Genomic DNA, 14,115 nt, shown 5'->3' with positions numbered 1-14,115 from the left:
GTCTCAGCTCACGACGCCGGTCAGCTCGTTCGGGGGCTGTGGCAGGGGCGTGCTCCTGGTGACCTTGCCGGAGGCGAAATCCACCGCGTGCAGCCGCCTGCCCTCCGGGTCGCTCACGTAGACGACCTGGTCACGCACGAAGATGTTCGGCCTGGGCCGCTGCCACTCCAGGGGCTCCTTCCACTCGTCGAGCACCTTGACGGTCCTGACGACCTTGCCCGCCGCCGGGTCGATGACGTGGACGGCGCCGTCGGTGCCGAGGACGAGGGCCTCGCCGCGCGGCCCGCAGGACGCCGTCCTCGCAGCCGAGCACGACGGCCTCGTCCCGGGCGGTGGCCCCGCCGTGCACGCCGGGGCAGTCCTCGCTGCGGGTGATCTCCTTGCGGTCCTTGTCCAGGACGGCGATGCAGGTGCGCTTCTCCTCGGTGCCGAGGGTGACGACGAGCTCGCCGTTCTCCAGCTCGATCGCGACGCCGTGATGGGCCGTCGCGGCCTTGAACTCGTCGTCCTTCAGCGTCGCCGAGGCGGCGTCGAGCACCCGGAAGCCGGTCGCGGTGGAGACGAGCACGTGCCGGGCGTCCCCGGCCGGGTTGACGCGGTTGTACCCGGCGAGGGGGATGTCCTTGACCGGCTCCAGGCTCTGCCCGTCCAGGACGTACAGGCCGCCGTCGTAGGTCAGCACGACTGGGTCCGTCACCGTCCGCTGAGGGGCAGTCGCCCGCGGCTGGGTGGCGGCGGCGGGCGCGGCGGCCTCGGGCGCGGGCTCCTGCGCGGAACCGCAGGCGGTGAGCAGGAGGGCTCCGCCTTTTCAAGACCGTTTTCGGCTTCTTCAGCCGCTGGGCCAGAGGCGGTGTCTTCAACCGGATCCGTGACGAGCTCCGCCGCGCCATCCGGCTGCGCGCCGGACGCTGCACCCGCAGCTCACCCTCATCTGGGGCGACAGCGCCCACGCCGGCACGCTGCTGGAGTGGGCCCGCCGCTTTCTACGCCTCACCTTGAAGATCGTGACTAAACGACCTGGTCAGACGGGGTTCAAAGGGCTCGCGAGACGGTGGATCGTCGAGAGATCCCTGTCCTGGTCGATGAACTCCCGACGCAACGTCGTCGACTTCGGACGCAAACCATCGCACAGCGAGGCCCACCTGAGCATTGCCGCGATCACGCTCATGACGAGACGGCTGACCAGGAAGAGGCCGCCGGCATGGACTCGAAGGCCAGCGGTCGCGTCGCGGGCCGCCTGAGAGTACCCCTGGTTCAAGTCGCCGTGGTGGGCCCGACCGACACCGAGTCACGCGTGTCAGCGTCACGTGGCCGGCAGGCGTCGGCGATGGCTTTGGGGTCCCAATAGAAGGGGCGGCATTCGAGCATGCGTCCGTTCCTGACGGTGATCAGTTGCACGATCAATGTGTCGACTTCCTGGCCAGTGACACGGGCGCGAAAGCGCACCCGGTTCCGCACGACCACGGTGTCCTCGCCACCCCAATGCTCCTGCTCCAAGAACTCCATCGACTCCCAGACCTCACTGAACCGGGCCAGGAATCGCTCCATGCCATCGTGGCCGCGCCAGGTTCCAGAGCCGGTGAAGGGCAGCCCGGGAGCTTGATGCAAGATCACCTCTGGATCCAGGTAAGCAGCGACATGGTCGTAGCTCGCCTTGCCGAATCCACCTGCAGCCACATACGCGGCCTCAGCCTCGTAAAACTTCTGCATCACCGCCCAAGCGTCAGCCGGCGACTGCTCATCTGCTCTCGGCCCGCCGACCTGATCCCTTGCCAAATCCGCTGTACTCATGGCGCTAGCATCGCCGACCGGGACAGTTCTCCGCTCGCGGCAATCAGACCTCCAACCGAACCGCGCCTTCCATGATCTCGACAGAGACGCTCCCGGACATTGCCGGAAAGCCAAATGATCAACTCTGGGCGATCGGGTTCAAAGACACCTTCTCAGCGCGTTGTCGATCGCGTTGAACTCGGCGCTGCGCAGCGCGATCCGCTCGATCTCGCCGCGCCCGGCGCGCTGCGCGCGATCGGCGTCGTACCTCGATGATTCGATCATTGCGCAACCCTATCCACGGCGGTTCTCCGCCCGGCTTCCTCGGAGACACTCGGGAACCGCATGCCTGCGAGGGTGAAGGGCCGGCCTACGGGGCAGGCTTCATCCCTATACTCCAGTCCTGGCCGTTCGACGAGGTCAGGCGCCCTTCCGCTGGGAGATCGCGGCGGAAGGAAATATTTCACGGCAGCGGCGCAAGAATCCGATACCGGCTCCGACCCCATGGTGAACGGCGCCCACGGAGGGTGCCGCCCGGCCCTTGAGGAGATGACATGAAATTCCTGTTGATCATGCACTCGAACCCGCAGGTGTGGGACGCGCTCTCCGAGGAGCAGCGCAACGAGGTGATGAGCGGCCACGGCGCGTTCATGGAGACCATCACCAAGTCCGGCGAGATGATCAGCACCACGGCGCTGGCCGACCCGTCGCAGAGCGCCGTGGTGCGGGTCCGGCGTGGCGCCCCCGTCGTGACGGACGGGCCGTACCTGGAGGCCAAGGAGTTCCTCGGCGGCTACTACCTGGTGGAGTGCGACAGCCGGGAACGCGCCCTGGAGCTGGCCGCACTCATCCCGGACGCCGGCGTCGAAGGTCTCGGCATCGAGGTGCGGCCGGTCGTCTTCGCGGGCACGGCCGACGGCTGAGCACGGTGAAGTTCCTGCTGAACGTCTACGTGACCGGTGCCGCGCAGCCAGGGGAAGGCCTCGACCACGAGCGGATCCTGGCCACGGCGGCACGGTCGGGCGAGCTCATCAGCGGCCACGCCCTGGCCGACCCCTCGATCAGCGCCTTCGTACGCGTCCGCGACGGTGTGGCGGAGGTGAGCGAGGGCCCGTACCTGCAGGCGCTCCACCATGTCGCGGGCCAGTACCTGCTCGACTGCGCGAGCCGTGAGCGCGCCGTCGAGCTGGCCGGGCTCATGGCCGGCGGCCATGCCTGGGGTGTGGAGGTGCGGCCGCTGATGGACACGGCCGGACTGGAGATGTGAGCACGTTCTGACACATCGAGGACCTGCTGTGCGGGCTCATGCCGTGCGCAGGTCCTCGACGCGGTTCCGCACCGTCACGCCCTGCCGCCCAGGCAGCTTCGGGTCGCCTTAAATAGGTTCGGCCTGGGCGCGGGCCTGGGTTAGGCTGCGCCAATGCCGCAGGGGGACATTGACAAGATCGCCGAGGAGACCGGCTTCTCCGGTGTGGTCTGGATCGACCGGGCCGGGCAGATCGAGTTCGCGAAGGCCTACGGGCTGGCCAACCGCACCTACGGCGTCCCCAACACCGTGGACACCAGATTCGGCATCGCCAGCGGCAGCAAGGGGTTCACCGCCCTGGCCGTGCTCTCGCTGGTCCGTGACGGCGCGCTGGGGCTGGACACCACCGCCCGTTCCCTGCTCGGCAGGGATCTGCCGCTGATCGCGGACGACGTGACCGTCGAGCATCTGCTCACCCACACCTCCGGCATCGGTGACTACCTGGACGAAGAGGTCGACACCGAGATCACCGACTACTTCATCGGCGCCGCGCACGAGCTGACCACCACCGAGGCGTTCCTGCCGCTGCTGGACGGGCATCCCACCAAGTTCCGCGCCGGTGAGCGGTTCGGCTACTGCAACGGCGGTTTCGTGGTCCTCGCCCTGCTGGCGGAGCGGGCCGGCGGCGCCGGCTACCACGACCTGGTCCGAGAGCGGGTGCTCCGCCCGGCCGGCATGACCAGGACCGACTTCCTCCGCTCCGACGAGCTACCCGCCGATGCGGCCGTGGGTTACCTGCCCTTGGACGGGGTGAACCGCTCCAACGTCTTCCACCTGCCGGTGCTGGCCACCGGCGATGGCGGCATCCACACCACCGCCGCCGACATCTCCTCCTTCTGGCGTGCGTTCTTCGCCGGCGACATCGTGGATTCCGTCGAGGAGGTGGTACGGCCGCGCTGCGCCGTACCCCAGGAGTCGATGCGCTATGGTCTCGGCTTCTGGCTGCACGAGAGCACCGACACGGTGATGCTGGTCGGGTACGACGCCGGCGCGTCGTTCAAGTCCACGCACGACCCGCACACCGGCACCACCTGCACCGTGCTCTCCAACACCTCCCCCGGCGCCTGGCCCATCGCCCGCGCCCTCGCACGTTGATCGCCCTCGCACGTTGATCGCCCTCGCACGTTGAGGACGCGACACGTGCTGCCGAACGGCGCTGTCGGGCTCGCCTCTCACTGAGCCTCGCGCATCAAGGCGACCACTTACCCACGCTCAGGCATCGGGTCGCCGTCGCCAGGAAGCCGGCAGAGCCGCGGGTGCGTGCCCTGCCGGCTGCCTTTCGTCAGGCGCAGGGGCTCGCGGACCACGTGATGTAGCCGGTGACCCTGCCCCAGGTCGAGACCTCACCGTCACAGAATTCCGTCTTGACTCCGACCAGGTTGGTGCGGGCGGGGTCGGAGAAGTACTGCGTGTTGCACAGGTAGCCGGCCCGGCAACTGGGGGCCGCCTCAGCGGCGGCCGGTACGGTGGCGAGCGCGGCACTCGCCAGAGCGGCGACGGCCAGCACACGGCGGATCATGAATCGTCCTTCCTGAGCGCGGGGAACGGCGGGGTCGGCCGCAGGCGTTCGATTCCGTCTTCGACGGACGGCCCGCACGCCTCAACCCTTTGCAGGCCATGCGTACACCTCGGCCCCTCCCAGACCGTACGCACATTCCGGCCCTTCGCGGGCAGGGCGCACACCTCGGCCCTTCGCAGACCATGCGCACATCCCGGCCCTTCACACACCATGCGCACGCCTCGGCTCCTCGCGGGCAGGGCGCACACCTCGATCCCTCGCAGGCAGGGCGCACGCGCCAAGTCTCCGATCAGAAGCAGGGGCTCTCGTACCAGGTCTGGTAGGGGCCGCGGACTCCCCAGGTGCGGGTGGTTCCGTCGCAGTCCTCCTGCTTGCCGCCGACGGCGTTGGTGAGGGCGGGGTCGGAGTAGTAGGTGGTGGTGCAGTAGTGGTCGATCTTGCAGGCCCTGGCGTTGGCCGCGCCGACCGGCAGGGCCGCGAGGGTGGCGGCGGCCAGAGCTGCGGCGAGGAGCGCACGACGGATCATCGACGGTCCTTCCTGAGTACTGAACAGCACAAAGGTTTTCGCGGCTTCGTGGGCGCCCCAGCCGATGATCGAAATAATGCGTCTTGCGGGAAGAAAAGGCAAGAGGGGCTCATATTCATCATGCCCGTATTCTTCGCAGCGGCACATCGGCCCGAAGCGCTCTCGAGAATCCCGCAGGCCGGGCGCGCAACCCAGCAGCTCGGCCCCGGCTGCGGCGGCTCCCTGGGTGCTCGATAATTCGGGGCGTCGAAAAGCGATTATCGGCCCGCCGGACGCGCTTTTCGGCTCAGCTTCCCGCGCGACGGTCATCGCATTGCGCAGAAATGAACTGCCATCCGCACGTTCCGGCAGTGGTCGGCCTGGCGAGATCGACCCCGGCCACCGCCGCACGGGGCTCTCTCGACGGGGACGGCGTAACGTGCCCGCCGGTGGCCACAAGCGCACCGCCGGAGCGGAACGCTGCATCGATCGGATCGAGGAATGGCGCACGCCGTCCTTCCACTTCGGCAAGACTCTCGGAACCCACCTCGCAGGCCTTCACCTTCGGAGCGCCGTCTTCGGGTCCGAAGCCTCCAATCCATCGGAAGATCCGAAGCCGTGCAGGCCCGGGAAGATACGCGTCAGGAGTCGCCGCCGTTTCCAGCGTCCTTCCCCGAGTCGGCCAACGGCGCAGGAGTGAAGACACACGACAGCGCGTTGCGGAGGGTCGCGGCGAAGGAGGCCGTGACGCCGGGCTGGAGCCAGTGGCGCCCCGCCACGCGGATGGCGCCCGCGACCGCGGCGGCCGTGACGGAGGGGAACAGGTCGCGGCGGGGGTCGGTGCCGGTGCGCTCCGCGATGGCCTCGGCGAGCGGACCCTCGGCCATGCTGAACGCCTTGAGCGCCTCGCCCTCCAGCGCGGGCGTCGACATGATCATGGCGAGGCCGGCCCGGTCGGGCTCGGGATCGGTGTAGAGCTCGATCACGGCCGCGAGCACGGCCTCCTCCAGCGGCTCGCCGGCAGGCCTGGAACGCAGCGCCTGCCCCACGCGCCGCGACTGGTCGGCCTGGAAGGCACAGATCGCCTCCTCCCTGCTGGAGAAGTAGTTGTTGTACGTACGCGGCGAGACGCCCGCGGCCGTGGCGATGTCATGGACGCGGACGAGCGCCAGCCCGTTCGGGCCCTGCTCGATGGCCAGCCGCAGCGCGGCATGACCGATCGCCTCCCGGGTGGCCTGCTTGTTGCGGGCTCGCAGATCCATGGCGTCGTCGTTCATGGCTGGAAGCTTACCCCGAAATGCGCGCCACGCAACTTGTGCGCGACACGCAGGTTGTGGGTAGAGTGCGATGCGGCGCCTGGCACTTCCCCCCAGCGGAGTGCCGACCATCTGGCGTGCGCCGGGGCGGCGAGGCCCCGCAGGCAGGCTCTCATGCCCGCGCTGCGGGCCGTCCGTCGCGGGCTCCGTCCCGGCCGCACCCCGGCAAGAGCGTCGTGGCACGCGGCGCAGCGGAAGCAACGCAGCGGAAGCGTCCGCGGCACGCAGCGCAGCAGAAGCATTCCTTGGCCGTACCCGTACCCGACAGGAGCTCGACCAGAGCTCGAAAGACACTTCGACCAGAGCAGGAGCAGCAATGACCTCGAAGATGATCGCGTTTGACGAGGACGCCCGGCGCGGTCTCGAGCGCGGTATGAACCAGCTCGCCGACGCCGTCAAGGTGACCCTCGGCCCCAAGGGCCGCAACGTCGTGCTGGAGAAGAAGTGGGGCGCTCCCACGATCACCAACGACGGTGTGTCCATCGCCAAGGAGATCGAGCTCGAGGACCCTTGGGAGAAGATCGGCGCCGAGCTGGTCAAGGAAGTCGCGAAGAAGACCGACGACGTCGCCGGCGACGGCACCACGACCGCCACCGTGCTCGCCCAGGCGCTGGTGCGTGAGGGCCTGCGCAACGTCGCCGCCGGCGCCAACCCGATGGCCCTGAAGAAGGGCATCGAGGCCGCCGTCGAGCGCGTCAGCGAGGAGCTCTCCAAGCTGGCCAAGGACGTGGAGACCAAGGAGCAGATCGCCTCCACCGCCTCCATCTCCGCCGCCGACGCCGAGATCGGCTCGCTCATCGCCGAGGCGATGGACAAGGTCGGCAAGGAAGGCGTCATCACCGTCGAGGAGAGCAACACCTTCGGCCTGGAGCTCGAGCTCACCGAGGGCATGCGCTTCGACAAGGGGTACATCGCCCCGCTCTTCATCACCGACGCCGACCGGCTCGAAGCGGTCCTGGACGATCCGTACGTCCTGATCGTCAGCGGCAAGGTCTCGGCCAACAGGGACGTGCTGCCGCTGCTCGACAAGGTCGTGCAGTCGGGCAAGCCGCTGCTGGTCATCGCCGAGGACGTCGAGGGCGAGGCGCTGGCGACCCTGGTCGTGAACAAGATGAAGGGCGTCTTCCGGTCGGTCGCGGTCAAGGCGCCGGGATTCGGCGACCGCCGCAAGGCGATGCTGAACGACATCGCGATCCTGACCGGTGGCCAGGTCATCGCCGAGGAGGTCGGCCTCAAGCTCGAGACCGCCACCCTCGACCTGCTGGGCCGTGCCCGCAAGGTGGTCGTGACCAAGGACGAGACCACGATCGTCGACGGCGCCGGTGACGCCGAGCAGATCTCCGGCCGGGTCAACGAGATCCGCGCCGAGATCGAGCGCACCGACTCCGACTACGACCGCGAGAAGCTGCAGGAGCGGCTGGCCAAGCTGGCCGGCGGCGTGGCCGTGATCAAGGCCGGTGCGGCGACCGAGGTCGAGCTGAAGGAGCGCAAGCACCGCATCGAGGACGCCGTGCGCAACGCCAAGGCGGCCGTCGAGGAGGGCATCGTGCCCGGCGGTGGCGTGGCGCTGCTGCAGGCCGGCGCGAAGGCGTTCGACAAGCTGGAGCTGAACGGCGACGAGGCCACCGGTGCCGCCATCGTCAAGAAGGCGCTGGAGGAGCCGCTCAAGCAGATCGCGGTCAACGCCGGTCTCGAGGGCGGCGTCGTGGTCGAGAAGGTGCGCAACCTCACCCCGGGTGAGGGCCTGAACGCGGCCACCGGCGAGTACGTCAACATGTTCGAGTCGGGCATCATCGACCCGGCCAAGGTGACGCGCTCGGCGCTGCAGAACGCCGCCTCCATCGCGGCGCTCTTCCTGACGACCGAGGCCGTCATCGCCGAGAAGCCCGAGAAGACCCCCGCCGCCCCGGCCATGCCGGGCGGCGGCGACATGGACTTCTAGGTCATTCTCATCCCACGCCCGGTGCCGGCTCGTGAATCCATGCTGAGGGAGGTACGCCGAATGCGCCAAGTCCGGCCGCGTGGCCACACACCTCAGCCCGTGCGGGCCGACCAGTGGGCGAGGGCGCTACGGACGGCCAGTGTGGTGGGGTGGACGGTGCCGACGACGCGCTCCAGGTCGGGCAGCAGGGCGGCGAACTGGTTCCGCGCCAGCCTCCTCCTCCGCACCGGCCGGGAGCACCCCCTGTAACAGGGCGCACGCGGCTCTTCGCCACGCGGCCCGGGCGGCGGCCGGGAGGTTGTCGAGGGTGACCGCCTGCACCAGCCGATGGATCGAAACGTGATCGGCGGCCGGGAGCCTGATCAGGCACTGTCGGCGGAGGAGGCTGATGGCGCGGTTGACGTCCAGCGAGGTCGGCGAAGGCGGCCGACAGCAGGGCGGTGTCCTCGGCGGGCAGTTGCCACACCAGCGTGTACTCGTGCAGGTATCGGTGGGCGTACTCGACCACCAGGCTGGTCTTGCCCACCCCACCCAGCCCGTGCACCGCGATCAGGTTCGGGGAGTCAGTGCTCCGGTGAGGCGTTCGTGCAGCTCAGCCAGGGTGCGATCGCGGCCGGCGAGCTGTGGCGGGCGGGGCGACAGGCGGACCGGCCGGGTGGGCGCCCGCGGGCGGGGCGGCTGCCGGACGGCCGCCGCGAGGTGACCGCCGGTGATGGCGATCTCGTCGGCGCCGCCCATGGTGCTGCTCCATGAGGGCACGCTCGTCCCGCTCCGCCGCTGGGCCGCCAGGCGCAGTCGCGCGTACAACGTGGCCGTGGAGATGAGCAGCCCGCAGACGCCGGCGAACATGCTCACCACGCCGGCCCTCTTGTCGAGCATGTCCAGCACCACGCCGGGCCCGCCGAGGGCGTCGGAGAAAGAACGCCCACACACCCACGCCCAGCAGTGTCAGCGACACCAGCGCCGCCGCCCTGGCCAGCACGCGGGGCCACCGGTGTTCGGCGGGCTCCGATGGCGGAGAAGAGGCCGTCACCCCCTCAGCGTGAGCCCTGCTCCATCAAGAACACCAGTACGGCGTGGATACCGGTTGCGAAGAGCCCCGGCCGGGCAGGTGTGGACGCCCTTGGCGAAGCCGCGTACGTGGCAGCCTAGGTCGCGGTAGCCGGACATGTTCTCCGCGCCGGCGCCGAGCACCCCGATTACACCGGGGTCCGCGCGGCCACGGAGCCCGGGCGGGACCTCGGTGACCCGAGGGCGACGCGCGGCCCGATCCTGGAGCTGGCCGACACCGACGACCCGCCGGCGAGGTTGTTCTTCGGCAAGTCGTTCGAGCCGGTCGCGGCCGAGTACGGGGAACGGCTCGCCACGTGGCGGAAGTGGCAGCCGGTCGCGCCGGCCGCGTTCCGTTGGATGCGGCTCAGGCGTCGAAGCGGCGGCGGGCTGATTCGATGTGGCCGAAGTACTCGTGGGTCCAGCCGCAGATCAGGTCGACCGTCGCCCGCAGGGCCTGGCCCGGCTCGGTGAGGGTGTACTCGACGCGCGGCGGCACCGTCGGGTGCACCTTCCGCTCGGCCAGGCCGTTGCGCTCCAGCATGCGCAGGTTCTGGGTGAGCATCTTGTGGCTGATGCCCTCGACCTCGTTGCGCAGTTCGCTGAAGCGCAGGGTGCGCTCGCCGAGGGCCTCGATGATCAGCAAGGCCCACTTGTTGGCGACGTCCGAGAAGATCTCCCGCGCCAGGGAGTCGGCGCGCCTCAGGTCCGCCTCGTCCGACATACCGCTGAGCTGCTTGGTCACCATCTGGTTCCCCAGTCACTGAAAAGTGCGTTCTTCCACGTCAGCGAACACTCTCCTACAGTTCCTGAGTAACTACAAGAGAGCAATGGAGATCTCGTGGCTGTTTCGCTCATCAACCCTGACAGGCATGTCCAAGTCCCGCTCTACCACCACGTCGCCGTGGCGACCGGAAGCAGGCAGGTCCACATCGCGGGCCAGGTGGCCTGGGACGAGAACGGCGAGCTCGTCGCGCCGGGCGACCTCGCCGGGCAGGTCGCCCAGGTGTACCGCAACGTCGCCAAGGCGCTCGACGCGGCGGGGGCGACGTTCCACGACGTCGTCCGCTTCACGTGGTACGCCGCGGGCTGGAAGAGGGAGATGTACGACGCCTTCAACGCGGGCGTCGAACAGGCGGCACGCGAGTTCGACCTCGCCACGCCACCGGCCGCGTTGATCGGGGTCGACGTCCTCTTCGAGCCGGGCATCCTGGTCGAGGCCGAGGTCACGGCGGTCATCGACTGAGCCGACGCGGGATGGCACCCTCGCCCGGCCGGCAGATCAGGACGGGCCGGCGGATGAGGGCGCGCAGGTCATGCCTCCCGGATCAGGCCGAGCTGGTGAGCAGGGCGCGCAGGTCACGCCTCCCGGATCAGGCCGAGCTGGTGAGCAGGGCGTGCAGGTCGCGGGCGTGGCGGACCAGTTCGCTGGTGCGGGGCCGGCCGGCAAGCTCGGCCACCACCGCCAGCTCGCCGCGCGCGCCCGCCCAACCGGCGACCTCGGCCCCGAGCCGCATCAGCCGCGTGTGCGCGCTGGTGGCCCGCTCCCCCGGTCCCGGCAGGTACGCGGGCAGCAGCCCGGTCATCACCTGCCACACCTCGCGGTGCGCACCCAGCCTGGCGGCTTCGGTGAGCGCGGCGATGGCGTCGGCGGGCCGGTCCTGGCCGCGTCTCAGCAGGACGGCCAGCTGACGGCCCAGCTCGGCGCCCGGCAGCCCGCCGGAGGCGGCCAGGAGCAGCAGTGGCCGCATCCCGTCGCCGTCGGGCCCCTCCAGCAGGTGGCGGGCCAGCAGCAGCGCCAGGCCAGGCCCGCCGGGGCCGTCGGCGAGCACCAGCCGGTCGAGGTCGCGTGCCGTGGGCTTGCTCATCGGCCAGTACGACATCAAGGCGTAGACCGAGTACGCGGCCGCCAGCTCCCGGTGCCCGGCCAGCACGGGCAGCAGCAGCTCGCAGATCTCGTCGCCTGGGCGCGGCACGAGCAGGCCCCCGAACAGCTGCGCGTACTCCGGCCCCAGCACGAGCTCGGCGCCGACGCGCGGATCACCCTGATGCGTCGTCCAGCGCAGCACCACCTCGGGGTCGGCCGGCCGGTCGGTGAGCCACCGGTGCACCCGGCGCCCGGCCGGCGCGGTGAGCCGCGCGGCCCGGCGCACCGCCTCGGCGGTCACGCTGCTGCGGCCCAGCCGTAGCAGCGCCTGCCCGAGGTCCAGCGGCAGCGCCTGCACGCTGTCGCGCTCGTAGCCCTCCAGCCGTTCGACCAGCGCCTCCGCGTCCAGCAGCCCGTTGGCCCGGGTGGGCGTGGCCAGCAGGTACGGCGGCATCCGGCCGTCCAGCAGCGACTGGTAGACCTCGGCGAAGCGGGCCAGCGGCATGAGCCGCCACACGGCGGCGTGTTCCGCCTTCGGGACGCGCCGCGCCGGGTCGGCCCGCCCGTCCGGCATGGCTCTGCGCTCGGCCCCCGGCTCGATCAGCTCGCACGCCATGGCGGCGGCCCAGTCGGAGGTGTCCCACCACGGGACCCGCTGGTACTTTTGGTCACCGCAGCGCGCGGCCAGCGGAGCCAGCTCGGCGGTCAACGAGTCCCGCTGCTCTCCCGACGCCAGCCGGACGAAGCCGTCGAGCCACCGCTCGGGCTGCATCCAGTCGAACTCGCGCAGCGAGACGCGGGCCAGGACATGGGCGTGCGTGATCAGCGGCATCGGCCCCGGCTCGGGCACGGCCGGCAACGGCGGTGGCTGGAAGCGGGGGCGCGGCTGCTCGGGCACCGCTTCACCGCCGAAGACGCCGGCCAGCACGGCGCCGGGGCCGGGCGGCAGCATCGCCACGGTGTCCCTGATCGTCGCGGCCGCGTCGGGGCCGAAGCGCCCCGCGTGCTCGACGGCCAGCTTGACCGCCCGCTCCCGGGCCTCGGCCGACTCGCTCACCAGCGCGGCGGCCAGCGCGGGCGCGTACGCGTCGACGTCCTCGGACGGCTCCTTGAGCACCCGGTCGAGCAGGGCCAGCCCGGCGCGTACGAGCCTGCCTTCCGAGCGGAACAGCAGGCTCTCGACGGCCTCGGCCGGCGGCGTGGCCTTCGACCGGCGGAGCTGCCGTAACGCCAGGCCGGCGACGTTGGCCGCGGGGAGCGAGAGCATCGCCGCGTAGTCGCGCACGTGTGGCGCGACCTCCTCGGCCGCCGGGTCGAGCAGGTCGTGCAGAGCCACGAAGAAGCGCAGGTCGGCGGCCTCGCCGCCGCGCAGGAAGCGGGTGCGGCAGCCGTCGAGCAGCGCCGCGCGCTTGATGCGGCCGTCGGCGGACAGCGTGGCCAGGGCGGGGCCCAGCTCACGATCGCCACGCAGCAGCCGCCCCGCGCCCTCGGCCTCGAACAGCCTCGGCACCATGGCGTCGAGCAGTGGATCCGTGCTCAGCTCAGCAGGCGTCGCGGCGGCGATCCAGGCCAGGGTGAGCGGGTCGTGCCGGGGAGGCTCGGCCCCGGTCGCACGCAGCAGCGCGAGCGCCAGCCGGACGCGCCCGTCGCCCGGCCTGGGCCGGGCGGCGCGCAGGCGCAGCGCCAGCCGGACGGCGAGATCCTCCTGCCAGGCGGCCGGCCTGGCGGCGACGACCTGGAGGATCGGCGGGACGTCGTCGAGGCCGGCCCGGGCCTCGCCGCGGACGAGCCGGGGCTTGTTGAGCCAGGTGGCGACGGCCGCGGCGCCGGCGATGGCGCCCGCTCCCGCCACCCGCATGGGCTCGATCCAGCGGACGCCCACGTGCTGGTGGTGGTGCATCATCGCGAGCCCCTCGGGCAGCTCCCAGATGCCGATGCCCGCCTGCTCGGCCTGGACGGCCAGCTCGCGCCACCTGGCCTCGCGTTCCTGGTGGCGCTCGAAGGCGGCGCGCTCGCCGGCCCGCTCCGCCTCCGGCAGGTATCGGGGCAGCTCGCGCGCCACCTCGCGCCGCTGGGCGTCGTCGAACCCGGTCAGCAGGGCGGCGATGGCGGCAAGGTCCTCGGCGTCGATGGCCGCGCGGACCGCGTCCCAGGCGTTGGTCATGCCGGCGACAGTAGGGCACCCCACCGACAATCCCGCCCCGAGCGGTGACGCCCTCACCGTCAGCGGAGGTAGCCGTGCAGGAACGCGCGGACCCCCGAGGTCACGGTCTCGGTGATCTCCCGTTCCGTGGGTACGGCGCCCTGGTAGGACGGGTCGGCGACCGAGATCAGCAGCAGGAGGTGGACGGCGGCGCGGTCGGGGTCCTCGGCGTGCAGGAGGCCCTGCTCGGTCCATCGCCGCAGGTACCCGGCGAGCTCGCGGCGCACGCGGCGCGGGCCGGTCTCCTGCCAGGCGTCGATCGCGACCTGCGGGATGTGCCCGGCCTCGGCGTTGATCTGCCGTACCAGTGCGAAGTGCTCGGCGTGCCCCTCGCCGACCGGTGCGGAGATCTCGCGGCCGAAGTCGACGAGATCGGCCTCCAGGTCGGTCACCTTGCGCAGGTGGCGCTCGATCACGGCGAGCTGCGCGTCGGCGGCCCGCGCGGCGCTCTCCTGGATGACGGCCTGGAACAGCACGGCCTTGTCGGCGAAGTGGTTGTAGATCGTCCGCGTCGACACCTCGGCCGCGCGGGCGATCGCGTCGACGCTGGCCCGGGTGTAGCCGTCGCGGGCGAACACCGTCAACGCGCCGGACAGGATCGCCTTGCGCTTGTCTTCCCTGGTCACCGCAGCCCTCT

16 protein-coding genes and 1 pseudogene are annotated in these 14,115 nt (G+C 70.8%); 5 read left to right on the top strand and 12 right to left on the bottom strand.

From position 1 onward, the window contains the following. Positions 1-3: 3 nt before the first annotated feature. The 4 genes and pseudogenes from ACBJ32_RS05110 to ACBJ32_RS05095 all read right to left on the bottom strand — a co-directional run bounded on the left by ACBJ32_RS05110 (position 4) and on the right by ACBJ32_RS05095 (position 2,055). Positions 4-793: pseudogene (locus ACBJ32_RS05110) on the bottom strand (hypothetical protein). Positions 794-1,021: 228 nt separating this feature from the next. Then, complete coding sequence (locus ACBJ32_RS05105; RefSeq protein WP_375125645.1) at positions 1,022-1,258, bottom strand: hypothetical protein; 237 nt, start codon at positions 1,256-1,258, stop codon at positions 1,022-1,024. Further along, a complete protein-coding gene (locus tag ACBJ32_RS05100) occupies positions 1,255-1,791 on the bottom strand; it encodes a nuclear transport factor 2 family protein (protein WP_375125644.1) in 537 nt (178 codons plus the stop codon). Before ACBJ32_RS05100 ends, ACBJ32_RS05105 begins: the two co-directional genes overlap by 4 nt. 138 nt (positions 1,792-1,929) lie before the next feature. Then, positions 1,930-2,055, bottom strand: coding sequence for a hypothetical protein (locus ACBJ32_RS05095; RefSeq protein ID WP_375125643.1), 126 nt, complete (start codon positions 2,053-2,055; stop codon positions 1,930-1,932). 269 nt (positions 2,056-2,324) lie between these two features. Here ACBJ32_RS05095 and ACBJ32_RS05090 point away from each other — a divergent pair, with 269 nt between their 5' ends. The 3 genes from ACBJ32_RS05090 (at position 2,325) to ACBJ32_RS05080 (ending at position 4,171) form a co-directional block, all read left to right on the top strand. Beyond that, entirely contained in the window at positions 2,325-2,693 is a 369-nt protein-coding gene (locus ACBJ32_RS05090) for a YciI family protein (RefSeq protein WP_375125642.1), read from the top strand. Between the two features lie 5 nt (positions 2,694-2,698). Further along, positions 2,699-3,037 carry a YciI family protein gene (locus tag ACBJ32_RS05085; RefSeq protein WP_375125641.1) on the top strand — a complete coding sequence of 113 codons (339 nt, stop codon included), beginning with the start codon at positions 2,699-2,701 and terminating at the stop codon, positions 3,035-3,037. A gap of 153 nt (positions 3,038-3,190) precedes the next feature. Then, the gene (locus ACBJ32_RS05080) at positions 3,191-4,171 is read left to right on the top strand and encodes a serine hydrolase domain-containing protein (protein WP_375125640.1); all 981 of its coding nucleotides are present in this window, start codon (positions 3,191-3,193) and stop codon (positions 4,169-4,171) included. Between the two features lie 187 nt (positions 4,172-4,358). Here ACBJ32_RS05080 and ACBJ32_RS05075 read toward each other — a convergent pair whose 3' ends face one another. From ACBJ32_RS05075 to ACBJ32_RS05065, 3 genes are all read right to left on the bottom strand, one after another. Next, positions 4,359-4,595, bottom strand: a complete 237-nt coding sequence (locus ACBJ32_RS05075; RefSeq protein WP_375125639.1) for a DUF6289 family protein — start codon at positions 4,593-4,595, stop codon at positions 4,359-4,361. A gap of 289 nt (positions 4,596-4,884) precedes the next feature. Beyond that, entirely contained in the window at positions 4,885-5,121 is a 237-nt protein-coding gene (locus ACBJ32_RS05070) for a DUF6289 family protein (RefSeq protein ID WP_375125638.1), read from the bottom strand. Between the two features lie 620 nt (positions 5,122-5,741). After that, on the bottom strand, positions 5,742-6,377 hold the full coding sequence (locus ACBJ32_RS05065) for a TetR family transcriptional regulator (protein WP_357881180.1): 636 nt from the start codon (positions 6,375-6,377) through the stop codon (positions 5,742-5,744). A 355-nt stretch (positions 6,378-6,732) separates the two neighbouring features. Here ACBJ32_RS05065 and groL point away from each other — a divergent pair, with 355 nt between their 5' ends. Continuing rightward, positions 6,733-8,358: a chaperonin GroEL gene (gene groL / locus ACBJ32_RS05060; RefSeq protein ID WP_375125637.1), complete on the top strand. Its 1,626-nt coding sequence runs from the start codon at positions 6,733-6,735 to the stop codon at positions 8,356-8,358. Between the two features lie 92 nt (positions 8,359-8,450). On the opposite strand, the gene ACBJ32_RS05055 is transcribed toward groL, so the two are convergent. The 3 genes from ACBJ32_RS05055 to ACBJ32_RS05045 all read right to left on the bottom strand — a co-directional run bounded on the left by ACBJ32_RS05055 (position 8,451) and on the right by ACBJ32_RS05045 (position 10,156). Beyond that, the gene (locus tag ACBJ32_RS05055) at positions 8,451-8,585 is read right to left on the bottom strand and encodes a hypothetical protein (protein WP_375125636.1); all 135 of its coding nucleotides are present in this window, start codon (positions 8,583-8,585) and stop codon (positions 8,451-8,453) included. Positions 8,586-8,907: 322 nt separating this feature from the next. Next, a complete protein-coding gene (locus ACBJ32_RS05050; protein ID WP_375125635.1) occupies positions 8,908-9,237 on the bottom strand; it encodes a hypothetical protein in 330 nt (109 codons plus the stop codon). Positions 9,238-9,775: 538 nt separating this feature from the next. After that, entirely contained in the window at positions 9,776-10,156 is a 381-nt protein-coding gene (locus tag ACBJ32_RS05045) for a winged helix-turn-helix transcriptional regulator (protein WP_375125634.1), read from the bottom strand. Between the two features lie 93 nt (positions 10,157-10,249). On the opposite strand from ACBJ32_RS05045, the gene ACBJ32_RS05040 reads away from it, so the two are divergent. After that, entirely contained in the window at positions 10,250-10,654 is a 405-nt protein-coding gene (locus ACBJ32_RS05040) for a RidA family protein (RefSeq protein ID WP_357892340.1), read from the top strand. Positions 10,655-10,781: 127 nt separating this feature from the next. Here ACBJ32_RS05040 and ACBJ32_RS05035 read toward each other — a convergent pair whose 3' ends face one another. Together ACBJ32_RS05035 and ACBJ32_RS05030 are read right to left on the bottom strand one after the other, a co-directional pair. Continuing rightward, positions 10,782-13,439 (bottom strand): hypothetical protein, encoded by a 2,658-nt coding sequence (locus ACBJ32_RS05035; protein WP_375125633.1) that lies wholly within the window; start codon positions 13,437-13,439, stop codon positions 10,782-10,784. A gap of 59 nt (positions 13,440-13,498) precedes the next feature. Beyond that, positions 13,499-14,104, bottom strand: coding sequence for a TetR/AcrR family transcriptional regulator (locus ACBJ32_RS05030; protein ID WP_375125632.1), 606 nt, complete (start codon positions 14,102-14,104; stop codon positions 13,499-13,501). Between the last annotated feature and the right edge of the window lie 11 nt (positions 14,105-14,115).

It is taken from the genome of Nonomuraea sp. GTA35 (assembly GCF_041950525.1).
In the GTDB taxonomy this organism is placed as follows: Bacteria; Actinomycetota; Actinomycetes; order Streptosporangiales; family Streptosporangiaceae; genus Nonomuraea.
The sequence above is the reverse complement of the archived record's forward strand: the minus strand, read 5'-3'. Positions and strand labels throughout refer to the sequence as shown.